This is a genomic window from Tabrizicola aquatica (assembly GCF_002900975.1).
Lineage (GTDB): Bacteria > Pseudomonadota > Alphaproteobacteria > Rhodobacterales > Rhodobacteraceae > Tabrizicola > Tabrizicola aquatica.
In genome coordinates, this window is the sequence record NZ_PJON01000003.1 from 245,144 (window position 1) to 268,722 (window position 23,579).

The 23,579-nt window shown below is 66.3% G+C and carries 28 protein-coding genes and 1 tRNA gene; 11 read left to right on the forward strand and 18 right to left on the reverse strand.

Translation table 11 applies throughout. The features are described from left to right. Positions 1-87 precede the first annotated feature (87 nt). The 5 genes from CXR42_RS13000 (at position 88) to CXR42_RS13020 (ending at position 4,720) form a co-directional block, all read left to right on the forward strand. On the forward strand, positions 88-915 hold the full coding sequence (locus CXR42_RS13000; RefSeq protein WP_103257986.1) for an alpha/beta fold hydrolase: 828 nt from the start codon (positions 88-90) through the stop codon (positions 913-915). Further along, entirely contained in the window at positions 912-1,877 is a 966-nt protein-coding gene (locus CXR42_RS13005) for a threonine ammonia-lyase (protein WP_103257987.1), read from the forward strand. The genes CXR42_RS13000 and CXR42_RS13005 overlap by 4 nt, the downstream gene beginning before the upstream one ends. Continuing rightward, entirely contained in the window at positions 1,874-2,650 is a 777-nt protein-coding gene (locus CXR42_RS13010) for an alpha/beta fold hydrolase (protein WP_103257988.1), read from the forward strand. The genes CXR42_RS13005 and CXR42_RS13010 overlap by 4 nt, the downstream gene beginning before the upstream one ends. Then, complete coding sequence (locus tag CXR42_RS13015) at positions 2,643-3,344, forward strand: alpha/beta fold hydrolase (protein WP_103257989.1); 702 nt, start codon at positions 2,643-2,645, stop codon at positions 3,342-3,344. Before CXR42_RS13010 ends, CXR42_RS13015 begins: the two co-directional genes overlap by 8 nt. Before the next feature lie 137 nt (positions 3,345-3,481). Further along, positions 3,482-4,720, forward strand: coding sequence for a mandelate racemase/muconate lactonizing enzyme family protein (locus tag CXR42_RS13020; RefSeq protein ID WP_103257990.1), 1,239 nt, complete (start codon positions 3,482-3,484; stop codon positions 4,718-4,720). Between the two features lie 90 nt (positions 4,721-4,810). On the opposite strand, the gene CXR42_RS13025 is transcribed toward CXR42_RS13020, so the two are convergent. The 4 genes from CXR42_RS13025 to CXR42_RS13040 all read right to left on the reverse strand — a co-directional run bounded on the left by CXR42_RS13025 (position 4,811) and on the right by CXR42_RS13040 (position 6,728). After that, on the reverse strand, positions 4,811-5,455 hold the full coding sequence (locus CXR42_RS13025; RefSeq protein ID WP_103257991.1) for an NADPH-dependent F420 reductase: 645 nt from the start codon (positions 5,453-5,455) through the stop codon (positions 4,811-4,813). Between the two features lie 134 nt (positions 5,456-5,589). Beyond that, positions 5,590-6,018, reverse strand: coding sequence for an Rrf2 family transcriptional regulator (locus CXR42_RS13030; RefSeq protein ID WP_103257992.1), 429 nt, complete (start codon positions 6,016-6,018; stop codon positions 5,590-5,592). Between the two features lie 137 nt (positions 6,019-6,155). Beyond that, positions 6,156-6,232 (reverse strand) — tRNA-Arg (locus CXR42_RS13035). Between the two features lie 31 nt (positions 6,233-6,263). Next, positions 6,264-6,728: a GNAT family N-acetyltransferase gene (locus CXR42_RS13040; protein ID WP_103258279.1), complete on the reverse strand. Its 465-nt coding sequence runs from the start codon at positions 6,726-6,728 to the stop codon at positions 6,264-6,266. Between the two features lie 132 nt (positions 6,729-6,860). Between CXR42_RS13040 and CXR42_RS13045 the strand changes: the two genes are divergently transcribed. Further along, entirely contained in the window at positions 6,861-8,051 is a 1,191-nt protein-coding gene (locus tag CXR42_RS13045) for a hypothetical protein (protein ID WP_103257993.1), read from the forward strand. Here CXR42_RS13045 and CXR42_RS13050 read toward each other — a convergent pair whose 3' ends face one another. Then, positions 8,052-8,363, reverse strand: a complete 312-nt coding sequence (locus CXR42_RS13050) for an ETC complex I subunit (RefSeq protein ID WP_103258280.1) — start codon at positions 8,361-8,363, stop codon at positions 8,052-8,054. 231 nt (positions 8,364-8,594) lie between these two features. Continuing rightward, complete coding sequence (locus tag CXR42_RS13055; protein ID WP_103258281.1) at positions 8,595-9,452, reverse strand: class I SAM-dependent methyltransferase; 858 nt, start codon at positions 9,450-9,452, stop codon at positions 8,595-8,597. Between the two features lie 135 nt (positions 9,453-9,587). Here CXR42_RS13055 and uvrB point away from each other — a divergent pair, with 135 nt between their 5' ends. After that, entirely contained in the window at positions 9,588-11,771 is a 2,184-nt protein-coding gene (gene uvrB / locus CXR42_RS13060; RefSeq protein ID WP_103257994.1) for an excinuclease ABC subunit UvrB, read from the forward strand. 23 nt (positions 11,772-11,794) lie between these two features. Here the strand turns inward: uvrB and CXR42_RS13065 are convergent, their stop codons facing one another. Then, entirely contained in the window at positions 11,795-12,301 is a 507-nt protein-coding gene (locus CXR42_RS13065; protein ID WP_103257995.1) for an REP-associated tyrosine transposase, read from the reverse strand. Between the two features lie 62 nt (positions 12,302-12,363). Then, positions 12,364-12,648 (reverse strand): hypothetical protein, encoded by a 285-nt coding sequence (locus CXR42_RS13070; protein ID WP_103257996.1) that lies wholly within the window; start codon positions 12,646-12,648, stop codon positions 12,364-12,366. 118 nt (positions 12,649-12,766) lie between these two features. Between CXR42_RS13070 and CXR42_RS13075 the strand changes: the two genes are divergently transcribed. Continuing rightward, on the forward strand, positions 12,767-13,564 hold the full coding sequence (locus tag CXR42_RS13075) for a DUF72 domain-containing protein (protein ID WP_103257997.1): 798 nt from the start codon (positions 12,767-12,769) through the stop codon (positions 13,562-13,564). Here the strand turns inward: CXR42_RS13075 and CXR42_RS13080 are convergent. Continuing rightward, on the reverse strand, positions 13,506-13,823 hold the full coding sequence (locus CXR42_RS13080) for an antibiotic biosynthesis monooxygenase family protein (RefSeq protein WP_103258282.1): 318 nt from the start codon (positions 13,821-13,823) through the stop codon (positions 13,506-13,508). The two genes, CXR42_RS13075 and CXR42_RS13080, sit on opposite strands and share 59 nt — an antisense overlap. 52 nt (positions 13,824-13,875) lie before the next feature. Here CXR42_RS13080 and CXR42_RS13085 point away from each other — a divergent pair, with 52 nt between their 5' ends. Beyond that, positions 13,876-14,064: a hypothetical protein gene (locus tag CXR42_RS13085; RefSeq protein WP_103257998.1), complete on the forward strand. Its 189-nt coding sequence runs from the start codon at positions 13,876-13,878 to the stop codon at positions 14,062-14,064. On the opposite strand, the gene CXR42_RS13090 is transcribed toward CXR42_RS13085, so the two are convergent. The 7 genes from CXR42_RS13090 to CXR42_RS13115 form a co-directional block, all read right to left on the reverse strand. Next, entirely contained in the window at positions 14,061-15,197 is a 1,137-nt protein-coding gene (locus CXR42_RS13090) for a TFIIB-type zinc ribbon-containing protein (protein WP_103257999.1), read from the reverse strand. The genes CXR42_RS13085 and CXR42_RS13090 overlap by 4 nt on opposite strands. Before the next feature lies 1 nt (position 15,198). Further along, entirely contained in the window at positions 15,199-16,299 is a 1,101-nt protein-coding gene (locus CXR42_RS13095) for an SPFH domain-containing protein (RefSeq protein ID WP_103258000.1), read from the reverse strand. Between the two features lie 19 nt (positions 16,300-16,318). Further along, positions 16,319-17,254 carry a DUF2927 domain-containing protein gene (locus CXR42_RS13100; RefSeq protein ID WP_245875441.1) on the reverse strand — a complete coding sequence of 312 codons (936 nt, stop codon included), beginning with the start codon at positions 17,252-17,254 and terminating at the stop codon, positions 16,319-16,321. Between the two features lie 5 nt (positions 17,255-17,259). Beyond that, positions 17,260-18,432, reverse strand: a complete 1,173-nt coding sequence (locus tag CXR42_RS13105; protein ID WP_103258284.1) for a toxic anion resistance protein — start codon at positions 18,430-18,432, stop codon at positions 17,260-17,262. Between the two features lie 16 nt (positions 18,433-18,448). Then, positions 18,449-19,312, reverse strand: a complete 864-nt coding sequence (locus CXR42_RS13110) for a 5-bromo-4-chloroindolyl phosphate hydrolysis family protein (RefSeq protein ID WP_103258001.1) — start codon at positions 19,310-19,312, stop codon at positions 18,449-18,451. Further along, a complete protein-coding gene (locus tag CXR42_RS19580; protein WP_180996057.1) occupies positions 19,312-19,452 on the reverse strand; it encodes a hypothetical protein in 141 nt (46 codons plus the stop codon). The genes CXR42_RS13110 and CXR42_RS19580 overlap by 1 nt, the downstream gene beginning before the upstream one ends. Positions 19,453-19,521: 69 nt before the next feature. After that, positions 19,522-20,532, reverse strand: a complete 1,011-nt coding sequence (locus CXR42_RS13115; protein ID WP_103258285.1) for a pseudouridine synthase — start codon at positions 20,530-20,532, stop codon at positions 19,522-19,524. Between the two features lie 53 nt (positions 20,533-20,585). Between CXR42_RS13115 and CXR42_RS13120 the strand changes: the two genes are divergently transcribed. Next, positions 20,586-21,050, forward strand: coding sequence for a nucleoside deaminase (locus CXR42_RS13120; RefSeq protein WP_103258002.1), 465 nt, complete (start codon positions 20,586-20,588; stop codon positions 21,048-21,050). Between the two features lie 98 nt (positions 21,051-21,148). On the opposite strand, the gene CXR42_RS13125 is transcribed toward CXR42_RS13120, so the two are convergent. Beyond that, a complete protein-coding gene (locus CXR42_RS13125; protein ID WP_103258003.1) occupies positions 21,149-21,784 on the reverse strand; it encodes a hypothetical protein in 636 nt (211 codons plus the stop codon). A 361-nt stretch (positions 21,785-22,145) separates the two neighbouring features. Further along, positions 22,146-22,841 (reverse strand): metal-dependent hydrolase, encoded by a 696-nt coding sequence (locus CXR42_RS13130; protein WP_103258004.1) that lies wholly within the window; start codon positions 22,839-22,841, stop codon positions 22,146-22,148. A 56-nt stretch (positions 22,842-22,897) separates the two neighbouring features. On the opposite strand from CXR42_RS13130, the gene CXR42_RS13135 reads away from it, so the two are divergent. Further along, positions 22,898-23,560 (forward strand): ceramidase domain-containing protein, encoded by a 663-nt coding sequence (locus CXR42_RS13135; RefSeq protein ID WP_103258005.1) that lies wholly within the window; start codon positions 22,898-22,900, stop codon positions 23,558-23,560. Positions 23,561-23,579 lie beyond the last annotated feature (19 nt).

Here is a 23,579-nt window from a genome sequence, read left to right on the forward strand (position 1 = left end):
TTCGCGTTCCCACTTAATCCGCCAGGGCCGGGGCCACAAGCGCCGCTGCCCTTTCCTTGGCCGCCGCCCCGTGCCACCTTGCCCGCCATGACGACGACACAGCACTTTCTGGCCGAAGACGGTGCCCGCCTGGCCTTCCAGGATGAGGGCACGGGGCTGCCGCTTCTATGCCTGCCGGGCGTGACCCGCAGCATGGCGGATTTCGACTATCTGATCCCGCACCTGCCGCCTGTCCGATTAGTCCGCATGGACTATCGTGGCCGGGGTGACAGCGCCTGGACCGGCGCCGCCAGTTACACGGTCGAGCAGGAGGGCAAGGACGCCCTGCGGCTGCTGGACCACCTGGGGGTGCCGCGGGCGGCGATCCTTGGCACCTCGCGCGGGGGGCTGATCGGCATGGTCCTGGGCGCGGTGGCGCGCGACCGTGTCCTGGGGCTGATCCTGAACGACGTCGGCCCCGAGATTGCGCGGCCCGGCCTTGTCCGCATCTTCGACTATGTCGGCCGCAACCCCGCCGGCAAGACGCACCAGGGCTTTGCCGAACTCCTGTCCCGCTCCCCCGGTTTTGCAGGCGTGCCGATGGCCCGCTGGCTGGAGGAGGCCCGCAAGCACGCCGTCCAGACGCCCGAGGGGCTGCGCATTCCCTATGACCCCGCCCTGCGCGAGTCGTTCCTGGCCGCTTTCGATGGCCCGCCGGTGGACCTTTGGCCGCTGTTCGATGCGCTGGCCGGCCTGCCCCTGGCGCTGATCCGGGGTGCCAATTCCGACCTGCTGACCGCCGATACCGTGGCGAAGATGCAGGCCCGCCGCCCGGACATGGCCTTTGCCGAAGTCCCGGACCGCGCGCATATCCCCTTTCTGGACGAACCCGAATCCGTCGCCCTGATCCGCAACTTTCTGGCAGCTCTGGCATGAACCTGACGATGATCGAGGCCGCCGCCGCCCGGATGGCCGGCCATGTCCGCCGCACGCCGCTGCTGAACGCGCCGCTTCTGGACAAGGCCGTGGGTCGCCGTGTCCTGGTCAAGGCCGAGTGCCTGCAAGTGACCGGCAGCTTCAAGGCCCGCGGCGGCTGGTCGGCCGTCTCGGCCCTGCCCGAGGCCGCGCGAAAGCGGGGGGTGATCGCCTATTCCTCGGGCAATCATGCGCAGGGCGTGGCCTATGCCGCCGCCCGCCACGGCGCGCCTTGCGTCATCCTGATGCCGTCCGACGCGCCGCAGGTGAAGATCGCCAACACCAGCGCCTATGGGGCCGAGGTGGTGCTGTACGACCGCGCGACCCAGGACCGCGACGCCATCGGCGCGCGCCTTTCGGCGGACCGTGGGCTGACCCTGGTCAAGCCCTTCGACGACCCCCAGGTGATCGCGGGGCAGGGGACCGTCGGGCTGGAGTTGGCCGAACAGGCGAAGGAGGCCGGCGTCACGGCGGCCCCCGTGTTCGTCTGCAGCGGCGGGGGCGGCCTCGCCTCGGGCATCGCCCTGGCGCTGGAGGCCAAGACCCCGGTCCTGCAGGTCCGCACCGCCGAACCCCAGGGCTTCGACGACATGGCGCGCTCTCTCGCATCGGGTCAGCGGCAGCGGAACGCGGCCAGCACCGGATCGATCTGCGACGCGATCCTGACCCCCAGCCCGGGAGAGTTGACCTTGCCGATCCTGCAGCGCCTGGCCGGGCCGGGGGCGGTGGTGACCGACGACCAGGCCCTGCAGGCGATGGCACTGGCCTTCACCCATCTGCGCATCGTGCTGGAGCCGGGCGGCGCCGTCGCACTCGCCGCCGCCCTGTTCGGCCCGGACCTTCCGGAGACGGTCATCGCCGTCGCCACCGGCGGCAATGTGGACCCCGCCACCTTCGCCATGGCGCTGGACCGCTTCGCGTGACGCTGGTCTGGCTGGAGGACCTGCGGCTGAATGCCGAGCTGACCGGGCCGGAGGGTGCGCCGCCCTTGGTGCTGATCCATGGTCTGGGCCTGGACCTGCGCCTGTGGGACGCGGTGCTGCCACTTCTGCCGACCCGCACCCTGCGTCTGGACCTGCGCGGCCACGGGCACTCGGACCGGCCACCGCCGCCTTATGCCATGGGCGCGCTGATCCGCGACGTCGAACGCCTGATGACCCATTTCGCGCTGACGGATGCGGTCATCCTTGGCGCAGGCGAGGGCGGGCTGATCGCGCAGGGCCTAGCGGTCAAACGGCTGGACCTTGTCCGCGCCATGGTCCTGACCGGCAGCGCCACGCGCTTTGCCAATCCCTCCGTGTGGGAGACCCGCCTCGCGCGCCTTGCCAGCCATGGCCCCGACCTTGCAGCGGAAAGTGCCGCGCTGCTCGGCCCACGCTGGCAAGACTCGCCAGTGGCGGGGGCCGTCCAGACCATGCTTGCCCATACCCCGCCCGAGGGCTGGCAGGGCTTTGCCAATGCGATCGCCACGGCCGATTTCTACCAGACGACCGCCACGCTGACCCTGCCGACGCTGGTCCTGGCCGGAGCTGACGACCGCAAGACGCCGCCCGACCTGCAACGCGAACTGGCAGATCTGGTCGCGGGCTCTACCTTCCATCTGCTGCGCGGCGGCGGCCATCTGTCGATGCTGACCCACCCCCAGGCCTTTGCCGAGGCGCTTTTGTCCTTCCTGACCCGGATTGCCCATGTCTGAGCTGCTTCTGATCCACGGCACCTGCCACGGCGCCTGGTGCTTCCAGCCCCTGCTGTCCGAACTGGCACAGCGCGGCATCCCAGCCCGCGCCATCGACCTGCCCGGCCGCGATGGCAGCCCCACCAGCCTTCATGACTACGCCCGGGCCATCCTGGCCGCCGCCAAGCCCGACACGATCCTTGTCGGCCATTCCGCCGGCGGATACGCCATCACCGCCGCGGCCGAGGCCGAGCCCGCGCGCTTCAAGGGCCTGATCTACCTTTGCGCCTATCTGCCAGCCCAGGGCCAAAGCCTGGCCGACATGCGCCGCGCCGGGCCGTCGCAACCGCTCCTCCCCGCGATCCGCATGGCCGAGGACAGGGGCAGCTTCACCATCGACCCCGCCCTCGCGCCGCAGGCCTTCTACCAGGACTGCTCCGCAGACCTCGCCGCCTGGGCTACGGCCCAGCTTTGCCCGCAGCCCGTGACCCCGCAACAGACCCCGCTCTGGCCCACAGCGGCCGAGACCCTGCCGCGCCATTACGTCATCTGCGAGAACGACCAGACCATCCCGCCGGATTACCAGCGCCAGATGGCTGCCCGCCTGCCCGAAGCATGCCGCCACGCGCTGCCCTCCGGCCACTCGCCCTTCCTTGCCATGCCTGCCCGGCTGGCCGACCTTCTGGCCCGTCTGCGCCAGACCATCCTGACCTAGCAGATTTGCGGCACTTTCGCGTCGCTTTCCTGCGGCCGCTCCATGCGAACCGCCTCTAGCTTTCCCTTCGACAAATATCCCACGGGGGTGCGGGGGTGTGAAACCCCCGCTCCTCGGCCAACCAAGGGGCGCGACCGATGAAACTCAAGGACCTGGAAATCTTCGTCGTCGCCCCTCCGTTCCCCGGCTGGGGCGGGCGCTACTGGATCTTCCCGAAGCTGACCACCAACACCGGCATTGTCGGCTACGGCGAATGCTACGCCTCGACCGTCGGGCCGACCGCGATGCGTGCGGTGATCGAGGATGTGTTCGAACGCCACATGCAGGGCGAAAACCCCGAGAACATCGAGCTTATGTTCCGCCGCGCCTACAGCGCCGGCTTCACCCAGCGTCCCGATCCCACGGTGATGGGCGCCTTCTCGGGGCTGGAGATTGCCTGCTGGGACATTCTCGGCAAGGCGCGTAACCGTCCGGTCTATGCGCTTCTCGGCGGCAAGATGAACCAGCGCATCCGCAGCTATACCTATCTTTATCCCGAACCCGGCAAGGAATCGGCCGAGTTCTGGGTCGACCCCGACGCCGCCGCCGAGGCTGCGGTGCGCTTCATGAACCACGGCTTTACCGCCGTCAAATTCGACCCGGCCGGCCCCTACACGATCCGCGGCGGGCACGAGCCTGCCATGTCCGACATCACCCGCAGTATCGCCTTCTGCAAGGCGATCCGGGACGCGGTGGGCGACCGTGTCGACCTTCTCTTCGGCACTCATGGCCAGTTCACCACCCCCGGCGCAATCCGAATGGGCCGCGAGTTGGAACCCTACAACCCGCTCTGGTACGAAGAGCCGATCCCGCCCGATAACCTGCTGGAATTCGCCGAGGTCGCCAAATCCGTCCGCGTGCCCCTCGCCACCGGGGAACGCATGACGACCAAGGCCGAATTCGGCACCCTCCTGCGCGCCGGAGGGGTCAAGATCCTGCAACCCGCGCTGGGTCGCGTCGGCGGGATCTGGGAGGTGAAGAAGATCGCCGCCATGGCCGAAATCTTCAACGCCGAGATGGCCCCGCACCTTTATGCAGGCCCGGTCGAATGGGCGGCCAACGTCCATTTCGCCGCCTCGATCCCGAACCTGCTGATCGCCGAGACCATCGAGACCGGCGGCGCTTTCCATCAGAAACTGATCAAGAATTCGATCAAGTGGGAGGACGGCTATATCCTCCCGCCCGAGGCGCCCGGCCTTGGCATCGACTTCGACGAGGACGTCGCCCGCGCCCATCCCTTCACGGGCACCGGTCTCCATCTGCAAATGCAGGAGGCCCCCTGCGACTACCGGCATGGCAACCGGTTCGAAGGTGGCGCGCCAGCCGCGAAGATCTGATCCAGCCCCCGTTGGTGCGGCCACCGGTTCAACCGTCCGTTTCACAAGGCGGGCCATCGCATCTTCGCGATGGCCCGCAAATCGCTTGTCTCAGACCTTGACGAACGCCCCCGCCGCCAGCGGGCCGAAGGGCAGTTCCGCAAGCGGAGCGCCCACATCCAGCGGGCCGAGATCGACGGCAAAGAAGCCTATCTTCCCCAGCAATCCGCCAACCTGCGCCTTGGCATCCGCATCATCGCCCGAATAGAACAGGACGCGCTGTCCGGCCCCTGTATCCGGCTCCACCAACGCACTTACGTCAAGATGGTTGAACGCCTTAACCACCCGCGCACCGGGCAGCAGGTCGACGATCACTTCGCTTGAATGATTTCGGCCATGTTGGACCGGCTTGATACCATAGGCCGCCAGCGGATTGCTGGGGTCCGACCGGTCCGGCGAATCCGGCGCAAGGAAGGCGACGGGGTTTGTGGCGTCGATCACGATCCGCCCCTGCCATTCGGGCAGCGTATTCAGGACTGCTGCGGCATCGGACCAGCGCAGGCCAAGCACGACGATATCCGCGCTTGCCGCTTCGGCCAATGTGCCTGCGGTAAGGGTTGGTCCCACCTCGGCGACCAGGTCCGCCAGGCTTTCCGGTCCCCTGCTGTTCGCGATCGTGGCCGCGATGCCGACCTTGCCAAAGGCGCGTGCCACGTTGCTGCCAAGCGCACCTGCGCCGATGATTCCGATTGTCATGTTTACTCTCCGTTTTACCAAGCAGGGCGATCTTGACCGGTCCGGCAGCGCCCTGATTGCTGCCGGGCCGAATTAAGTATAAATGTGAAAGCGTCACACTGACATTTTTGAGCGAAAGAAACGCGCGTCTGACCTCACGTCTTGGCCAGTTCGCGGATGGTGCCGGCAAGATCAGCGATGGTCGTCTTGCCAAGCTCGGCTTCCAGCGCGGCCCGGGCACGGGCCAAAGCCGGGTTTATCACGTCCAGGATATTTGCCCCCACCGGACAGCTTGTGCAGGGTGCGGTCCGATGGACGGCGAAAAGTTCGGTGTCTTCGACCGCCGCGTAAACATCCAGCAGGCGGATCTCGGCCGCCGATCTTGCCAGCAAGGCCCCCCCGCCACTGCCAAGTTGCGACCGCGTCAGCCCGGCGTCGTTCAATCGGGACAAAATTCCGCGAATGACCACTGCGCTGGTGTTGACCGACGTGGCGATGTCCTCCGACCGGACGGGCTTGCCCTCGGTCATGGCGAGCGCGGTCAGGATATGCGAAGCGACGGCGAAGCGGGTGCTGGTGGGCATGTTGTTATCCGTTTATGTGTAAGTATCACTATTACATTAATTCCGACCTGTCAAACGTGAATCGATCAGGGCACCGCAGCCCAAGCTTTCGGACTTCGATCAAAAGCGGTCGAACCGTTTCAGACGCGAGGGTCAATTGGCGGGCCCAGGAGGACTCGAACCCCCAACCTCGGACTTAGAAGGTCCTTGCTCTATCCAGTTGAGCTATGAGCCCGCACCTCGTCCTTTTGCAGAAGCCAAAAGGATCAGGCAAGCGCCTTCGTCATGAAGACCGAGTTCGGGTCGTCCTCATAGCCGTCGAAGGGCGGGCATTCCGAAAATCCCGCCAGCATGTAGAGCGCCCTTGCCGCGACAAAGGTTGGCTGCACACCGGTCTCCAGGCTCAGCCGGGTGAATCCGTCCTGCCGGGCCGCCGCGACCAGATGCTCCAGCATCGCTTTCGACAACCCGCGCCCCCTTGCCTCGGCCAGCACATGCATCGACTTGATTTCGGCATGGGCTGCGTCGATCCGCTTGAACGCCCCCATCGCCAGCGGCTCGCCCCCGTCGCGCAGCACGAAGAAGCGGATGCCGGGTGCCGCCAATGCCGCCTTGTCCATCATATGGATCGACTCGGGTGGAGTGTCCGCATGCATGTCGGCGGTGTGCCGCTGAAACAGCAGCTCCAGGTCCGGCGTCAGCGGGTGTTCTTCGGTGATCTTGATCGACATCGGTTCCTCCGGCACCCTTTCTGGCGTGCCGATGCGGCCCTTGCAAGGCCCGCAGCTTGGTCCGAAGGCGATCTGGCTTTCCCACCTCGCGCTGGCAAGGTTTTGTTCAATCATCCGGGCCAGAGGTGGTTCATGCGGCTCCTGTTGACCTTCTTCCTGCTTTTCACCAGCCCGATCTGCGCGGAAACCCGGCAGCATGGGAACCTGATCTTTGTCGTGCCGAAGGGCTGGGTGTCCGGCGGTTCGGACGATGGCATCCTGACCTTGCGATCCGAACTGCCGGACGACGAATGCGAGTTCTGCGCGATCCGTGTCACGGCGGGTTCGGTGACCGGCGGGCGTGTGGATACTTGGCTGGACCAGCAGACCCGGCGCTTCATCGACCCGGATGAAACCGATCCGCCGAAGATTACCCAGATCGTGGCACCCGAGGTGTTCAACCTGAAGGGCCGGCCAGGCGCCATCCTGGGACAGACCGTCGATGGCGAATTGCAGGTCCTGTTTGCAGTGCAATTGTTCGGGCGGATGGAACTGATAGCCTTCACCGCGCCTGCCTCGGACATGGAGGATATCCCTTCGGCCATGACCGTCTTCCAGCGCGATGTTGTCCCCCTGCTGGAAGGCGCCCGGTTCGTCTCGGAAGGGGCCGCACCGCTGATGCCACCTCCGGTCCCGGGTGAGATGCAGGGGGTCTGGTGGGGGACGACGAACTGGTGGTTGCTCGGGATCGACGGCATGATGACCATGCAGATCGATTACCACTGGCTGACGCTCTATCCCGACGGCACCTTCTACGATGGGACGCCCCCAACTGGCACGGCGCCGTTTGATCGGGCCGAACGCCTGGCGCTGGGTGACATGGACTGGGGCAGCTACAGCCAGGACGGCGCGACGCTGACCCTGCACTACGCCTCGGGCGAGGTCGAAAGCTATCAGGTCACCGACGACACATTCCAGAAGGGGGATCGCCGGATAGATCCCATCGACCTTCTGGCCGATGGCACGAAGATCAACGGGACAGTCTCGACGATCTTCGTCTCGGGCTTCACCCCGGGCATCGGCATGTCGGGCGGCGTGACGCGGATGACTGACACCACCTATCATCCCGACGGGACATGGGACTATGGCGCCTATGCCGGGGCGTCCGCCACATTCGAAAACGGCAGCGGCTTCGCAACCGGCTCGGACCGATCCGAATCCGGGCGATACCTGGTGAAGGACGGGCTGGTGACGCTCTTCGCCGAGGACGGTAGCTTTGTCTGGTCCGACTATATCTTCAAGGCCGGAGACACGATCTGGATCGGCTCGGAAATCCTGAAATGATCAGTGCGTCCAGGCGCCCTTGCGGTCGGTGGCGAAATTCTCGCCATAGCCACGCGCGCGGATATTCGCACGGCGCGGCTTCGGCTCGATCAGGTCGTACTCGATGCCTTTTTCGGCCGCATAGGCCTGGGCCGCCTCACGCGAGTCGAACCGCAGGCGGACCTGGGACTGCGTGTCGTCCGACGAGGTCCAGCCCATCAGCGGGTCGATCCCGCGGGCGCTGGCCGGGGCGAATTCCAGAACCCAGCCCTGGGTCTTGGCGGTGCCGGATTGCATGGCGGTCCGGGCGGGCTGATAGATGCGGGCGCGCATGGAAAATCCTCCGAAGATCACTTCTGTTTTGTCGAAGCTTTCGGGAAAGCGCAAGCCGGTCCGTGCGGAGAAAAGACTGTCGGCCGATCCCGGGGGAGTGTGGGTGGGGTGTGGTGGGACCGACCGACAGCTTCAGTTGCTGCTTGCCCCTTCACATTGCCCCAGCTGCGACAGCGATTCAACTAAAAGATGTGTTAACGGCCACAAAAAAACCTCAGGCTGTGCGCGGTGTCAGGCCCTGGGCGCCAGCCGCAGCATCAGATAGCGGTTGAAACGGCGAAAGACCTCGGCGTTCCGCTCGGTCGCGGTCAGGCGCCGCATCAGGTTGGCGCGCCGCTTGCGGCTTAGGAACAGGCCGATCAGCCGCGACAGCGCCCAGTGCGCGGTGGGTTTCGTCGCCCGAATCTCGTCCGAGACGCGGGTAACCCCATGGCCCAGCACGTTGAACAACTGCTGTTCCAGGTCGATGGAGGGGGCGACAGCGTCAGTGATGTCCTCTTCGGCCACCACGTGGAAGGCCGACGCCTCGACCGCCGCGCGGAAGGCGGCAAGCTGATGGCCGCCGCCGGGCTGCGGACCGTGCAGATGGCGGCCCTTGTAAGCCTCGGTTCGGAAGCAGTCGGCGATCACCACCTGACCGCCCGGAGCCAACAGGGCCGCACATTTGGGCAGGCTCTCGGCCATCGGGATGTACTGAAAGCTTTCCGAGAACAGACACAGGTCGAACGGCCCCGTTCCGGCAAAATCCTCGAAGGTGCATTCATGCACCGTCGCTCCAGCGGCATTCTCGCGGCAGCGCGCGGCAAGGAAGGCCGAGGGCACGACGATGTCCACCCGGTGGCCCAGCGCCAGCAGTTTCTTCGCCGTCTCGCCCGCACCGCCGCCGATGTCCAGGATGCGCAACGGACCCTCCGGCAGATAGCCGAACAGCTTGGCCGTATACGCCTCTTGCGCGGCTTTCAGGTTTCCGGCCGTGACATCCAAGCCGGTCCAAAGCCCGTAATGAAGGTTCTCGGCCCCGGTCAGCCAGCGGATGAACGCCAGCCCAACATCCAGCCCCACGGCCCGCGTGTCGATCTTTTCTGCCATCATGCACCTCTGGCGCCTGCCTTAGCCGCTTGGCCGGTCTGGGGCAACGGTTTCGCCCCAAAGGGCCGATCGCCGCTTGAACTGGAACAAAAACGGATCAAATCTGTCCTGTCCCCCCGACTCGATGAGGCGCGCATGCCGCACAACAACAGCAACGCTTTGACCGAGCGTCCCGACGTCCTGAGCAAGCCCAAGCTGGAGGGAGGCCGGCGCTTTGTCATGCAGACCCCGTTCAAGCCCGCAGGCGACCAGCCCACGGCGATTGCCGAACTGACGGCCGGGGTCCTGGCCGGAGAGCGGGATCAGGTCCTGCTGGGCGCCACGGGGACGGGCAAGACTTTCACCATGGCCAAGGTGATCGAGGAAACCCAGCGCCCCGCGATCATCCTGGCGCCGAACAAGACGCTGGCCGCGCAATTGTATGGGGAATTCAAGGGCTTCTTCCCCGACAACGCGGTGGAATACTTCGTCAGCTACTACGACTATTACCAGCCCGAGGCCTATGTCGCCCGGACCGACACCTATATCGAGAAGGAATCCCAGATCAACGAACAGATCGACCGGATGCGCCACTCGGCCACCCGGGCGCTTCTGGAACGCGATGACGTGATCATCGTCGCCTCGGTGTCGTGCATCTACGGCATCGGCTCGGTCGAGACCTATTCGGCGATGACGCAGGACCTGGTGGTCGGGCAGATGTACGACCAGCGCAAGGTGATGGCGGAACTGGTGGCCCAGCAGTACCGCCGTCTGGAAACCGCTTTCCAGCGCGGCGCCTTCCGGGTGCGGGGCGACAGCCTGGAAGTCTGGCCCGCCCACCTTGAGGACAGGGCCTGGCGGTTTTCCTTCTTCGGCGAAGAACTTGAGTCGATTGTCGAGTTCGACCCCCTGACCGGCGCCAAGACCGACAACTTCAAACAGATCCGCATCTATGCCAACAGCCACTATGTCACCCCACGCCCGACGCTGGCGCAGGCGGTCAAGGGCATCAAGGACGAGCTTTTCCACCGCCTGAAGCAGTTGCAGGCCGAGGGCAAGCTTTTGGAGGCGCAGCGGCTGGAGCAGCGCACCCACTTCGACATCGAGATGCTGGAGGCCACCGGATCTTGCGCGGGGATCGAAAACTACTCGCGCTACCTGACCGGCCGCGCGCCGGGCGAGCCGCCGCCGACGCTGTTCGAGTTCATCCCCGACAATGCCATCGTCTTTGCTGACGAAAGCCACGTCTCGGTTCCCCAGATCGGCGGGATGTACAAGGGCGACTTCCGGCGCAAGTTCACCCTGGCCGAACACGGGTTCCGCCTGCCCAGCTGCATGGATAACCGCCCGCTGAAGTTCGAGGAATGGGACGCGATGCGCCCGCAATCCGTCTTCGTCAGTGCCACCCCCGCGGCTTGGGAAATGGAGCAGACCGGCGGCGTCTTTACCGAACAGGTGATCCGCCCGACCGGCCTGATCGATCCGCAGGTCGAGATTCGCCCGGTCGAGATGCAGGTCGACGACCTTCTCGACGAGATTCGCAAGGTCGCCGCCCGCGGTCTGCGGACCCTGGCCACCGTTCTGACCAAGCGGATGGCCGAGGACCTGACGGATTACCTGCACGAGCAAGGCATCCGCGTGCGCTACATGCACAGTGATATCGACACCATCGAACGCATTGAAATTCTGCGGGATTTGCGGCTGGGCGCGTTCGACGTGCTGGTCGGGATCAACCTGTTGCGCGAGGGGTTGGACATTCCGGAATGTGGCCTGGTGGCGATCCTCGATGCCGACAAGGAGGGGTTCCTGCGCTCGGAAACCAGCCTCATCCAGACCATCGGCCGCGCGGCGCGGAACAGCGAGGGCCGGGTGATCATGTATGCCGACCGGATCACCGGCTCGATGGAGCGGGCGCTGGCCGAGACCAACCGCCGCCGCGAAAAGCAGATCGCCTACAACACGCTTCACGGGATCACGCCGGAAACGGTGAAGAAGAACGTCGAGGACGTGCTGTTCGGAACATGGGAGGGCGATACCGACCAGGCGCGGATCACCACGAAGGTCGACAAGCCGATGATCGGCAAGAACCTGGCCGCGCACCTGGATGCGCTGCGGCTGCAGATGCGCAAGGCCGCCGAGAACCTGGAGTTCGAGGAGGCAGCTCGCCTGCGGGACGAGGTCAAACGCCTGGAAGCGGTGGAACTGGCGGTGGCCGACGACCCCTTCGCCCGGCAAGAGGTGATCGAGGAAGCGGTGGTCGAGGCCACGAAGATGGCCGGGCGGTCGACGGCGGGTCGGGCGGGCCAGCGCGGCGGCAAGCGCTCACGACGCGGACGCTAGGGTCGGTGGGCGAATCGCCCACCCTACGCCGCGCCCTTCACGCCGGGCGGGGCGGATGCTGCCAACCGCAAGTCGCGGTGGATCGTGGAGAAGGGCCAGTCCTCGGCTAAGGTTACCAGACCGTGCCGGACCGGATCGGCCAGGCAGTGGGCGATGGCGCGCCGTTCCTCCTCGGGGCTGCGGATCAGGTGGTCCCAGAACCGTCGCTGCCAAAGCCCCGCCTCGCGCTTCGCGACCATGCTGCGGGACTGGATGCCGCGCAGCCCGGTCGCATGGGTGAAACGCGCCTTGATCTTCTGCCAGCGCCGGGAAAAGTCGGCGTCGCCCGGCGGAAGGGTCCAGACCGCGTGGATATGGTCGGGCAGCACCACCATCGCGTCGCAGCGGATCGGATGCTCGGCCGCGGTTACCCGGTAAGCCTCACGCAAGAGGTCGAGGTTATCGGTCAGGGCTGTGCCGCCACGCTGGGCGAGGTTCACGGTAAAGAACCAGGTGGCACCCGGAACCGGCAGGCGGCGATAGTTCGGCATGGGCAAACCCTTTGCATCCTGTCCGGGCGTAGGGTGGGCGATATCGCCCACCTTACATCCCGTCACTCGATCAGAACGATGTCCTCATCCTCGGTTGCGGTGGACAGCGCGCGGCAGGTGACAACCTCGCCCTCGCGCTCCTCCCAGTAACGGGGGTCGTCCAGCACGGCCTGGGGCAGCTGGTCCTTCTGGAACACCCGCCGCTTCTGCCGCTTTACCGTGATCTCATACCGGTTCGACCGCAGCCGCGCGCCGGGGTGCAGGAACCCCGCGCGCAGCACCTCTGCCCGGTCTTGCAGCCGGCGAATCTCGTCCTTCAGCCGGGCATATTCGTCCACTGGATCCATGCCGCCCCCCTGTTTGCGACGATCCTGACCCCCGGACCTTTCAGAACGGTTAACGCCGTCAGGGGGAACGCTGACCGCGCCGCAGGCGTTGCCCCCACGATCCATGCAGGGAGAGCCCATGCCCCACCCCATCCGCATCGGCGTCGGCGGCTGGACCTATGCTCCGTGGCGCGGCAGCTTCTTTCCGCCCGACCTGCCGCAGTCGCAGGAACTGGCCTTCGCCGCCCGCGCCCTGACGGCGATCGAGGTCAACGGCACCTTCTACCGCACCCAGACCCCCGCGACCTTTCGCAAATGGGCCCGTGGAACCCCCGATGGCTTCGTCTTTACCCTGAAGGCCCCGCGCTATGTCACCAGCCGCCGCAAGCTGGCCGAGACCGCCGATGGGGTCCGGCGGTTCCTGGACTCCGGCCTGGAGGAGTTGGGGCCGAAGCTGGGCGCGATCAACTGGCAACTGCCGCCGACGCGGGCGTTTGACTGCGCCGACCTGGCCAGCTTCCTGGACCTCTTGCCCGACCGCCTGAACGGCCTGCCTCTGCGCCACGCGATCGAGCCGCGGCACGACAGCTTTCACGCCCCGGCCTTCGCCGCCCTGCTGACCGACCGGGGCATCGCCGCCGTGCAGGGGGCCGATGGCGCCTATCCCGAGATTGACGTCGCCACCACGGACTTTGCCTATCTACGCCTGATGGGCACGCAAAAGGACGAGCCGCTGGGCTATCCCGCCCGTGATCTGGACCGCTGGGCCACCCGCCTGCGCCGCATCGCCAGGGACCGCGCGGTCTTTGCTTTCGTGATTTCCGGCCACAAGACAGCCAACCCGGCCGCCGCGCAGGCGCTGCTTCAGCGCCTGGGGGTCAGAATACCCCCGTCACCTCATACATCACCGGCTCGAACCCGCGACACAACTCGTTGATCTTGCGGTTCCTCTCGCGCATTTCCGGGGTGCGCAGCATCGCCTGGTAATCCTCGCGCCGCTGCCATTGGCTGTAGTTGCAGATCCGCGTCCGCGCATCGTTCATGTGCAGCCCCGCCGCGATGAACCCCGGCTGGTGCCGGATGCAGTCCTGATAGGCGGCCTCCAGCGCCTCGACCAGATCAAACGCCATGGCGGGCGTGGTCTCGAAGGTGGTGATGACGGTTTGTCCTTGGAAATCCTTGACAATATGGGGCATGTCGGCCTCCCTTCCTTCTTCCGACATGATGCCACAGGACAGACGCCGCGCGATGAAGTTTCTTGACCCGAACGACCCCTTCTTCGCCAAGGCCTGGGTGCGCTGGCTGACCGTGCTTTTGCCCATCGGCTGGGGCCTGATGGAGCTTTTGTGGGTAGGCTCGCCGTTCTGGGGGATGTTGTTCCTGGCCGCAGGCGGCTATGCGGGCTGGATGCTGTTTTTCCGCCGGGGCAGGGACTAGTCCATCCACTCGGGCAGGCTGACGCTTCCGCCCTGCTGTTCCGACAGGTAGTAGGCCCCCAGCGCCAAAAGCGCCACCATCAGCACGGCAAAGCCGATCTTCCAGATCGACCAGGGGCGTTCGCCCTGCACCTCGCCGGTCTGGCCGTTGACCAGGAAGCGATAGCTTTTGCCATTGTACTTGTAGGCCGCCATCCAGACCGGCAGCAGGATGTGCTTGAACGTCTCGTCCGACCAGCTGGTGTCCACATCCTCCACCCGCTGCTCGTCGCCGCCGATGTCGCGGCGGACGTCCTGCAGGATCACCGCCGACATGCGCTGGCGCGCCTCCTCATGGCCGTCGGCCAGGCCCACGGTGTACCCTTCGGACTGGAACCCGGCCAGATACTCTGGCCCATAGGGCACCAGCGCGCCAAGGTCCCAGGGGGTCAGCTCATTGCCCAGCCGCGCGGGCAGGCTGCGCGAGGCCATGACCAGCACGTCGTCGAAATCCCGCGACACACGGCCCGAGGCCGGATACCACCGCGTATGGCGCACCCGTTCCTGCCGCGCCTCCATCCGGCCGTTGACGCGGACATGGACGGTGCGGGTCTCATAGTAATACTCACCGCGCTGGCCGGTGTAGCGGCTGGCGGTGTCGGCGTCGAAGGTCCAGAACGGGACATAGACCCCATTCATCGCGCGGCCCTTGCGGGCGTATTCCAACAGCGTGTTCGGCGCGAACCACAGGCTGCCCAGCCAGCCGGTCATCGCCTTGCGCGCCTGCGTCTCGGTCAGGACGAAGGGGACCACCGCCTGCGGCTTGATATGCCGCGTCGTGCCGGTGTCCAGCACCACGGGGGTCGCGCAAAAGGGACACTCGGTCGCGTGGGTCGCGCCGGTGATTTCCACCTGCGCGCCGCAGTTCGGGCAACTGGTCGTCCGCACCTCGACCATGTCGCGGTCGGCCAGATCGTCCTGCAGGCCGCGGCGCAGATCAAGCTCTTGCAGCGCCCGGTCGCGGGTCGGGGCGGCGGAGGCGGGGATCTCCTGCACATGGCCGCAGTGGTCGCAGACCAGCCGCGTCTGGCCCGGCGCGAAGCGCAGTTGCGCCCCGCACTGTTCGCAGGGCCAGCGGTATTCGTCCTGCGGCATCTCAGGGTGTCGGCGGCGGCGGAGGCACCTGGTCCAGAAGCCGCGCCAACTCGGTCTCGGCGGCCATCTTCCAGCCGTCCTGCCCGGCGGTCCAGACCATTGTTGCACGGGTCAGCCGACCCTCGGCGGCCGCCTTCGCCAGATCGCCCTCACCGAACGGCCCCGAAGTGGACCCATCCACCGCCAGATGCCAGACCTTCGCGGCCGGCGGCGGAGGGGGAGGCGGCGGCGGCGCGGCGGCAGCCCCCGGTTGCGCCCCCCAGGGCCCCATGTTCTGCGCCATCGACGCGCCCATGCCCATGCCCATCCCGGCGCCCATGGCCGATCCCATCGCACTGCCCGGTTGGCTTAGGCTTTCAGCGGCGTTGTACTGCATGTAGCGGTTCAGATCGCCCACCACCCCCATCGAGGTGCGCTTGTCCAGCGCCTTTTCCACCTCTTCCGGCAGGCTGATGTTTTCAATGTAGAATTCCGGGATCGACAGCCCGTATTCGCCCACCTGCGGCGCGATGGCGTTGGCGATGATCTTGCCCAGATCGGCCAGGTTCGCCGCCATGTCCAGCACCGGGATGCCCGACTTGGCCAAGACCTGGCTTGCCGACTGGACGATGATGTTGCGGACCTGAAAGCTGATCTCGTCGGCGGTGAACTCGCCATCCGTGCCCACGATCTCGGTCATGAACTTGCCCGGATCGGTCACCCGCATCGAATAGGTGCCGAAGGCCCGCAGGCGGACCGGCCCGAACTCGGGGTCGCGGGCCATGATCGGGTTCTTCGTGCCCCATTTCTGGTCGTTGAACCGGGTGGTGTTGACGAAATAGACCTCGGACTTGAACGGCGACTGGAACCCGTGGTCCCAGTGCTGCAAGGTGGTCATGATCGGCATGTTGTTGGTCTCAAGCATGTAGAGACCGGGGCCGAACACGTCGGCCAACTGCCCCTCATGGATAAAGACCGCCGCCTGGCCCTCGCGGACCGTCAGCTTGGCGCCCATCTTGATCGCCTGTCCGCGCCGGTCAAAGCGCCAGACCATCGTGTCGCGCGTGTCATCAAGCCACGAGATGACGTCGATGAATTCGCCCTTCAGGAAATCGAAAACCATGGCACCCTCCGGTTCTGGGTCAACTGTCACCGCCCGTCAGGCGGCGCGCAAGGTCAAAGACGATGGGCCGCGCCTGTTCGGCCGTCATGCCGGGGCGCAGCTGGGGGCTGTAAAGCATCCGCAGCAAAAGCTCGTCGTGGTCGGTCAGCAGCGCGAATTCCTCGTCGTCGTTGAAGATCGACGGGCGCGCGCGGGGGCTGTCGTTCGGCAGGCCCAGGCCCTGCGTCAGTTCCTCATGCACGCAGGACAGGCGCAACAGGTCGGGGTGTTCGGCCCGGATGACCGCGAAGGCGCGGGTATAGGCGCCCGAGTTGCCTTCGGACAGGGCATAGACCAGGCAATAAGTCGACCGCGGCATGTTGGTGATGCCGGCCACATCGCCCGGCGACAGGTTCGGCAGCACGGCCCGCACCTTGGGGCCAAGCGCCTCGCGCTCGTCCTCCGAGACGACATGGATGAAGAAATTCGGATTGCCCTCGTCCATCGTGATCGGATGGCCGGTGATGCCGGCCAGGCGGGCAACGAAACTGGCGATCCGGGCGCGGTCCGTCGCCTGCCGCTCGGCCGGAACCGAGGGTCCGAAGCGGACCGAGACGCGCACCGGCACTTCCCAGCGCCGCAGGATGCTGGCGGTTTCCTGCCGGACGAAGCCGCCGCTTGACCGGCGATATTCGTCGTAAAGCGCGATGCGCAGGAAGTTTTCCGCCAGCATCCGGTCGGTGTACGGAACCTCGGACCCGGAATCCGACCGCAGCAGGCCCTGGGCCAGCAGCATCTGCTGCACCTGCCCGAAATAGGTCAGTGCGGCTGCGCTTTTCGGCGTCGGCGGGGCAGGGACAGCCGCCACGGGGGGCGGCGCCGGCGGGGCGAGCGGCGCGGCGGCCGGGGTACACCCGACCAGCGCCAGGATCGCCGTTCCCGCCGTCAGACGCCCTATGATCCGGGGCAGCGCCACGCGGCTTAGGCCTGGGCCGAGGGGGTGGTCTGCCGGGCCTTGGCCGAAGCCAGCGTGTCGCGCAGTTCCGCTTCCATCTTCACCAGTTCGGCCTCGGCCGTGGCGCGGCGGGCCTTGCCCTCGTCGGCGATGGCCAGGCTTTCGTTGATCGTGGCGATCAGCGTCGCGTTGGCGTGGCGGATCGTCTCGATGTCGAACACGCCCCGCTCCATCTCCTCGCGCACCACCTTGTTCGCGGCCTGCAGGTTCTCGGCATTGGCCTTCAGCAGTTCGTTCGTCAGGTCGTTGGCATCGCGCACCGCCTCTGCCGCTTCCTTGGACCGCTGGATCGTCACCGCCTGGGCCAGCTGGGTTTCCCAGAGGGGCACCGTGTTGACCAGGGTCGAGTTGATCTTGGTCACCAGCGACTTGTCATTTTCCTGCACCAGCCGGATCGAGGGCAGCGACTGCATCGTCACCTGCCGGGTCAAACGCAGGTCATGCACCCGGCGCTCCAGATCGTCCCGCGCCGCGCGCAGATCGCGCAACTCCTGCGCCTTCATCACCTGGTCGGCCTCGGGGGCGGCGGCAACTTCGGCCTCCTTGGCCGGGATTGCGGTGGCTTCCACCTCGGCCAGCTTCGCCTCGCCCGCCGCGATGTACAGCGCCAACTCGTTGTAGAAGGTCAGGGTCTTTTCATACAGCACGTCCAGGCTTTTGATATCCTTGAGCAAAGTATGCTCATGGCTCAGCAGCTCGCTGGTGATCTTGTCGATCTGGCCCTGAACATCCTCGTACTGCGCGACGAACTCGGCAAAGGGGGCGGCGCGGCCCAGGAGCTTTTCCCACCAGCTCGATTCCCGCCGCAGGTCCAACTCATCGACCGCGAACCCGCGGATCGTGGTGACGATCTTGCGCAAGCTGTCGCCCGCCGGCCCCACGTCCTTGTTCTTCACGTCCTGCAGCATGGCCTGGCTGATCACCTGCAACTCGGCCTGGGCCGAAGAGCCGAAGGCGATGATCGACTGCGTGTTCGTCAGGTCGACCTCGGACATCCGCTTGCGGATCGCCTCGGCCTTGTCGGACGGGGCAGCCTCCAGCGGGACGACCTCGGCCATCGGTTCGGGCAGGATCACGGCGGTGACCTTCTCGACCTCGGTCAGGAAGGCCTGGGCATCGGCTTGGACGGTCGTGGACATGGGCATTCCCCTTGGGTCAATGGTCAAGCTTCAGGCGGTCGCGCAGGACGGCGATTTCAACGTCCAGGTCGGTCCGGTTGTTTGAAAGAAAGGCCGTCGTCTTTTGCGCGAATGTGGTTTCCAGATCCGAGAGAAGCGCCTCGTAATCCGTCCGCGCGGCAGCATCGCGGGTCTGGGCATAGTGGTCGGCGAACTTCATGGTCGCGTCGCGGGCCCCCATCAGATAGACCGACATATACTTGCGCGCGGCCGTCAGGTCGCCCGGATCGCCCTCGATCGTGCGAAAGAGGCCGCGCGCCACACCTGCGAACTGCGCCACCCGCCGCTCAAGGCTGCGGTCCTTGGCCCGCAGGATTGCGTCCTGCATCGCGGCCAGATGCGCCTCGCCTTCTTCAACGGCCTTGGCGACCCGGCCAGTCTGGAAGGCGTCGATGCCTTCCATCCCCTTGTCTGCCATCGGGTCCAGGCCAAAGGCCGCCAGATGCAGCCCCGCGCCGACCAGCGCGTACAGCACCGGATAGACCAGCCCCTGATCCGCGATCACCCCGCCGACAGCCAAAGCCGCCCCTGTCGCGACCGCCCCCGCTGCCTTACGTGGAAAGGCCGGGCGGCGGGCCAGCTTGCGGGCGTTGTAGGCGGCTTCCGCCACCAGCCCCTCGCGTGTGAGCCAGGCCGCCAGCACGATCATCCCGCCCGCCAGAAGGCCCAGCAGCATCTCGCGCGGGCCATCGCCAAAGGCGGGAAACAGGAACAGGAATGCGCTCAGGAACAGCACGGTCGTGCGCCATTTCCCCGTCACCCGGGGCGCAGACGGGGGCGCCGTCACTGGCCCCTTGGACCCGCCACCCGGGGAATACTTCCCGCCAAAGCGCTCGGCCATCACGCGCCCCCCGACCAGGCCACATAGGCCACCAGAAAGACCAGAAGCACCAGCGAGAGCGTCCGAATTCCGCTGCCCGACATGCCCCGATCTCCTTTTCCTGCCGCGTCAATCGACCTTAGCCGATGGTCCCCTCGCATGCCAGTCATGCCTGCGGGGAATCGGCGGCATTCTTCCCCCTCATGGCCCGGTGCCGGGGGGTGTCCGCCTCAACCCTTCTTCGGCCCGCTTGGACGCGGTCCGGTGCGTGACGGCGCAGAATTCGGGCGGGCGGGGCGGTCGCCGGACGTGCGATCCGACGTGCGGGCCGGGCGGGTTGCCTTCTGCCAGCTGTCCGAAAGCTGCTTCAGCCCTTCACCCGGCTTCAGCCCGGCTTTCGCGGTCTTGGCCGCTGGTTTGCCGGCAGGCTTGGCCGCAGGCTTCGCGTCGGGCTTGCGGCCCGCGCGAGGGGTCGAGGGCAACTCGGCCTCGGACAGCCCCAACTGCTCTCGCAGGATACGGGGCTTCACTTCCTCGACCTCGCCCGGTTGCAACTCGTTCAGGCGGAACGGGCCGTATGAGGTGCGGATCAACCGGTTCACGGTCAGGCCGATATGGGTCATCGCGCGGCGGATCTCGCGGTTCCTGCCTTCGCGCAGGCCCACGGTCAGCCAGGCATTCGCGCCCTGGTGACGGTCGATCTTGACCTCCATTCCCTGGAACCGCTCGCCGTCGATGGTGATGCCCTTGCGCAGCGGTTCGATCTCGGGTTCGGTCGGGTTGCCCTTCACGCGGACCCGGTACTTGCGAAGCCAGCCGGTCGAGGGCAGTTCCAGCTTCCGCTTCAACTCGCCATCGTTGGTGAGGAGGAGCAGGCCCTCCGAATTCAGGTCAAGCCGACCGATCGACATTACCCGCGGCATGTCCTCGGGCAGGTGGTCAAAAACGGTGTCGCGGCCTTTCTCGTCCGAAGCCGAGGTGACCAGACCCTCGGGCTTGTAGTACAGCCAAAGGCGCGGGGGTTCGGGCTGGCCCACGGGTTCACCCCGCACGGTGATCTTGTCCTGGGGCGTCACGTTCAGCGCGGGCGAGGTGATGGTCTTGCCGTTGACCTTGACTTCGCCCAGTTCGATCAGCCGCTCCGCCTCGCGCCGCGAGGCGATGCCGGCGCGGGACAGGACCTTGGCGATGCGCTCGCCTTCCGGGGTCTCGGTGGCGGGGGGCTTTTCTTTTCCGGGCATGGCCATCATCCTTCGGGCCTTGGTGGCCGGATGGGCAGGATATTGAAGCGGGCATGAAAGAGCAACGCGAAGGGTTCCGGTCGTTCATGGGGCTGGCGCTGGAGGAGGCGCGGGCGGCGGCGGCGCGCGGTGAGGTGCCGGTGGGGGCGGTGGTCGTCCAGGGCGAGGCGGTGCTGGCCCGTGCAGGCAACCGGACGCGGGAACTTGCCGATCCGACCGCCCATGCCGAGATTCTGGCGATCCGCGCGGCCTGCGGGGCCCTTGGGTCGGAACGGCTGGTCGGCTGCGATCTCTACGTCACGCTGGAGCCCTGCCCGATGTGTGCGGCCGCGATCTCTGCGGCGCGGGTGGGGCGGCTTTACTATGGGGCGGCGGACCCGAAATCGGGGGGCGTCTCGGTCGGCGCGCGGGTGTTTTCCCACCCCCAGTGCCACCATGTTCCGGAGGTCTACGACGGGATCGGGGCGGGGGAGGCGGAGGCCCTGCTGAAAGGGTTTTTCGCGGGAAAGCGGGGATAGTGTCCACGGTGGACAATCGCTGATGAGGTAATGTTATCAGACGGTTGGTCGCGGACGTTAGGGATTTGGAAAGGTTTGCCTGTGTCGTAAAGGCGCTCTCACGCAGAGGGCGGGCTGCCGGGCGAGGGCGCTTTGCCAAAGGCTGCGGCCAGGCGCTTTGCGGGCCCGGGGGGCAAGTCGGCCGCTGCAACGCGGGCCTGAACGGCGGGCGATGCAAGAAGGGCGGCGACCCAGGCCGCCAAGCCAGGCGCGGCTGCGGGCCGTTCGCGGGTGAGGGCCGTCTGGACAAGGCGCCCGTCCTCCAGGCTGCCTGACAACTCGACCAGAAGGATATCAAGCGCCGGTGGGCCAAGGTCCGGCTGCGCAAGCAGATCGTCCAGCGCGCCGGTCAGGACTGCCGGTGCCCAGCCACCGATGGCCAGCGTCTGGACCAGCGACCAAAGCGTCTGGTCCGTCCCGGTTCCAATGGCCTGAAGGGTGCCGAAATGGAGCAGGAGAAGCCGAGCGTAACGGTCGAGTTCGGCCACCATCGCGGGGGCGGGAAAGCCGGGCAGGCTGTCGCGCGCGGTGCCGAAGCGTTTCAGCGCCGCATCATCGGGGTTCCACTGCACCTCGATATCCTGGGCGATCAGGTCAAGGTATCGGGGCAGAAGGGCGTTCAGATCGTCCGGGTCGGTCGGCGTGCCGTGGGCCGAATTCGAGTATTCGCGGATCAGGTCCCGGGTCCAATGCACGCACTGGGGTAGCAAGGATGCTGGCCAGCGTCGCCTCGGTCATGCAGACCGGGCAGCGGCAGACCATCAGGGTCTTGGGAACGCGGTCGGGCGCATGGGAAAACAGCGCCTCGACCGAGGCGCGCAGGTCGTCTTGGAAGGGCGGTGCGGCCTGGGTCATCCTAGGGCGAAGCCTAGCAGTTGGGGCAGGGCAGGGTGAAGTGCCCAGACGCCGCTCCTGCAAATGCAGAGAGCTGGGCCGGGTGGAGCAGCGCCAGCCGTCCAGGGCGTGGCGATCATGCTTGACCGAAGGTAAATGCCCACGGTCAAGCTGTTGCTTTTCCAGTGCTGTGCTGCAGGTCCAGTGTGGGCAGCCGACAGGTCAGATTCGGATCGGGTCCAGAACCTCGTGCTCGATCACTTCGATCCCGGGGGGCAGGCCCGCCTTCAGCACGCTGGCGTCCTGGGCGAGCAGGCCGAAGGTCTTGTAGTGGCAGGGGATCACCCAGCGGAAGTTGAACCACTTCCGCGCGGCCCAGGCGGCGCGCGCCATGTCCATCGTGTAGTGGCCGCCGCAGGCCAGGATGCCGATGTCGGGCTGGTGATACTCGGCCATCCAGGCCATGTCGGCCATGATGTCGGTATCGCCGGAAACATAGATCGTGTGGCCCTCGCCCGCGATCATGAAGCCGGCCGCGTCGCCGGCGGGCAAGAGGCCCTTGCCGCCGAAGTCGATGCTGGCGGAATGGACGGCATTGACCATGGTGACCTTCGCCCCGCCCAAGGTCAGAGTGCCGCCCTTGCCGAAGCCGACCGTTTCGCAGCCCTGGCCGTTCAGCCATTCCGACAGCTCATGGATGCAATGGACCTTGATGCCCAGCTTGCCGGCCAGCCGTGCCGCGTCCGAGGCATGGTCGCCATGGGCATGGGTCAAGAGGATATGGGTCGCGCCGGACACCGCCTCATCCTCGCGCCCGGCGGGGAAGAGGGGGTTTCCGGTCAGCCAGGGGTCGATAAGGAGGATGGCGTCTTCAATCTGGATGCGAAAGCCGGAATGGCCAAGCCAAGTGATCTGCATGCGTGTTCCTTCGCTATATGTCTGGGAAGGACCTACCATCTAGGACTGACAGCCGGATGACAACCATGTTCGACCCGATCGACGCCTATTGCGAACGCGTGAGTGCCGCCTATTGGGCCGAGCCGGTGAACGCATTGACGAACCTGGCCTTCCTGGTGGCGGCCGTGGTGATGTGGCGGCGGACGGCCGGATTGCCGCTGGGGCGGGCGCTGAGCGCGGTGCTTGCGGCGATCGGGGTGGGGTCGTGGCTGTTCCATACCCATGCCAACGGGTTGACCGCGGCGCTGGATGTGACGCCGATCCTGGGGTTCATCCTGATCTATGTCTTTGCGGCAACGCGGGATTTCCTGTGCCTGGGCGGCTGGCGCCCCTGGGTGGCGGTGCTGGCCTTCCTGCCCTATGCCGGGTTGATGGTGCCGGTCTTTGCGGCGCTGATGCCGGTCCTTGGATCCTCGGCCGGGTATGCGCCGGTTCCCCTGCTGATCCTGGCCTATGCTGGCCTTTTGTGGCAGCGGTCGCCTGCGACGGCGCGGGGGATGGTGGTGGGGGCGGCGATCCTGGTGGCAAGCCTGACCTTCCGCACGCTGGACGGGCCGCTTTGCGATGTGGTGCCCTTTGGCACGCATTTCCTGTGGCATCTGCTGAATGCGCTGATGCTGGGCTGGATGATCGAGGTCTGGCGGCGCCACATGCTTGCGGGGCGGGGCGGGGGCGGCTAAACGGGGCCAAACCCAAGGG

Coding starts and splice junctions, on each gene's coding strand:
- CXR42_RS13030 (WP_103257992.1), bottom strand. CDS start 6,018: ATGCCCACCAGCACCCGCTTCGCCGTCGCTTCGCATATCCTGACCGCG.
- CXR42_RS13080 (WP_103258282.1), bottom strand. CDS start 13,823: ATGCCCCATATTGTCAAGGATTTCCAAGGACAAACCGTCATCACCACC.
- CXR42_RS13025 (WP_103257991.1), bottom strand. CDS start 5,455: ATGACAATCGGAATCATCGGCGCAGGTGCGCTTGGCAGCAACGTGGCA.
- CXR42_RS13090 (WP_103257999.1), bottom strand. CDS start 15,197: ATGCCGCAGGACGAATACCGCTGGCCCTGCGAACAGTGCGGGGCGCAA.
- CXR42_RS13070 (WP_103257996.1), bottom strand. CDS start 12,648: ATGGATCCAGTGGACGAATATGCCCGGCTGAAGGACGAGATTCGCCGG.
- CXR42_RS13085 (WP_103257998.1), top strand. CDS start 13,876: ATGAAGTTTCTTGACCCGAACGACCCCTTCTTCGCCAAGGCCTGGGTG.
- CXR42_RS13130 (WP_103258004.1), bottom strand. CDS start 22,841: ATGCAGATCACTTGGCTTGGCCATTCCGGCTTTCGCATCCAGATTGAA.
- CXR42_RS13075 (WP_103257997.1), top strand. CDS start 12,767: ATGCCCCACCCCATCCGCATCGGCGTCGGCGGCTGGACCTATGCTCCG.
- CXR42_RS13120 (WP_103258002.1), top strand. CDS start 20,586: ATGAAAGAGCAACGCGAAGGGTTCCGGTCGTTCATGGGGCTGGCGCTG.
- CXR42_RS13020 (WP_103257990.1), top strand. CDS start 3,482: ATGAAACTCAAGGACCTGGAAATCTTCGTCGTCGCCCCTCCGTTCCCC.
- CXR42_RS13115 (WP_103258285.1), bottom strand. CDS start 20,532: ATGCCCGGAAAAGAAAAGCCCCCCGCCACCGAGACCCCGGAAGGCGAG.
- CXR42_RS13055 (WP_103258281.1), bottom strand. CDS start 9,452: ATGGCAGAAAAGATCGACACGCGGGCCGTGGGGCTGGATGTTGGGCTG.
- CXR42_RS13015 (WP_103257989.1), top strand. CDS start 2,643: ATGTCTGAGCTGCTTCTGATCCACGGCACCTGCCACGGCGCCTGGTGC.
- CXR42_RS19580 (WP_180996057.1), bottom strand. CDS start 19,452: ATGCGAGGGGACCATCGGCTAAGGTCGATTGACGCGGCAGGAAAAGGA.
- CXR42_RS13045 (WP_103257993.1), top strand. CDS start 6,861: ATGCGGCTCCTGTTGACCTTCTTCCTGCTTTTCACCAGCCCGATCTGC.
- CXR42_RS13110 (WP_103258001.1), bottom strand. CDS start 19,312: ATGGCCGAGCGCTTTGGCGGGAAGTATTCCCCGGGTGGCGGGTCCAAG.
- CXR42_RS13095 (WP_103258000.1), bottom strand. CDS start 16,299: ATGGTTTTCGATTTCCTGAAGGGCGAATTCATCGACGTCATCTCGTGG.
- CXR42_RS13040 (WP_103258279.1), bottom strand. CDS start 6,728: ATGTCGATCAAGATCACCGAAGAACACCCGCTGACGCCGGACCTGGAG.
- CXR42_RS13135 (WP_103258005.1), top strand. CDS start 22,898: ATGACAACCATGTTCGACCCGATCGACGCCTATTGCGAACGCGTGAGT.
- CXR42_RS13005 (WP_103257987.1), top strand. CDS start 912: ATGAACCTGACGATGATCGAGGCCGCCGCCGCCCGGATGGCCGGCCAT.
- CXR42_RS13105 (WP_103258284.1), bottom strand. CDS start 18,432: ATGTCCACGACCGTCCAAGCCGATGCCCAGGCCTTCCTGACCGAGGTC.
- CXR42_RS13050 (WP_103258280.1), bottom strand. CDS start 8,363: ATGCGCGCCCGCATCTATCAGCCCGCCCGGACCGCCATGCAATCCGGC.
- CXR42_RS13000 (WP_103257986.1), top strand. CDS start 88: ATGACGACGACACAGCACTTTCTGGCCGAAGACGGTGCCCGCCTGGCC.
- CXR42_RS13065 (WP_103257995.1), bottom strand. CDS start 12,301: ATGCCGAACTATCGCCGCCTGCCGGTTCCGGGTGCCACCTGGTTCTTT.
- uvrB (WP_103257994.1), top strand. CDS start 9,588: ATGCCGCACAACAACAGCAACGCTTTGACCGAGCGTCCCGACGTCCTG.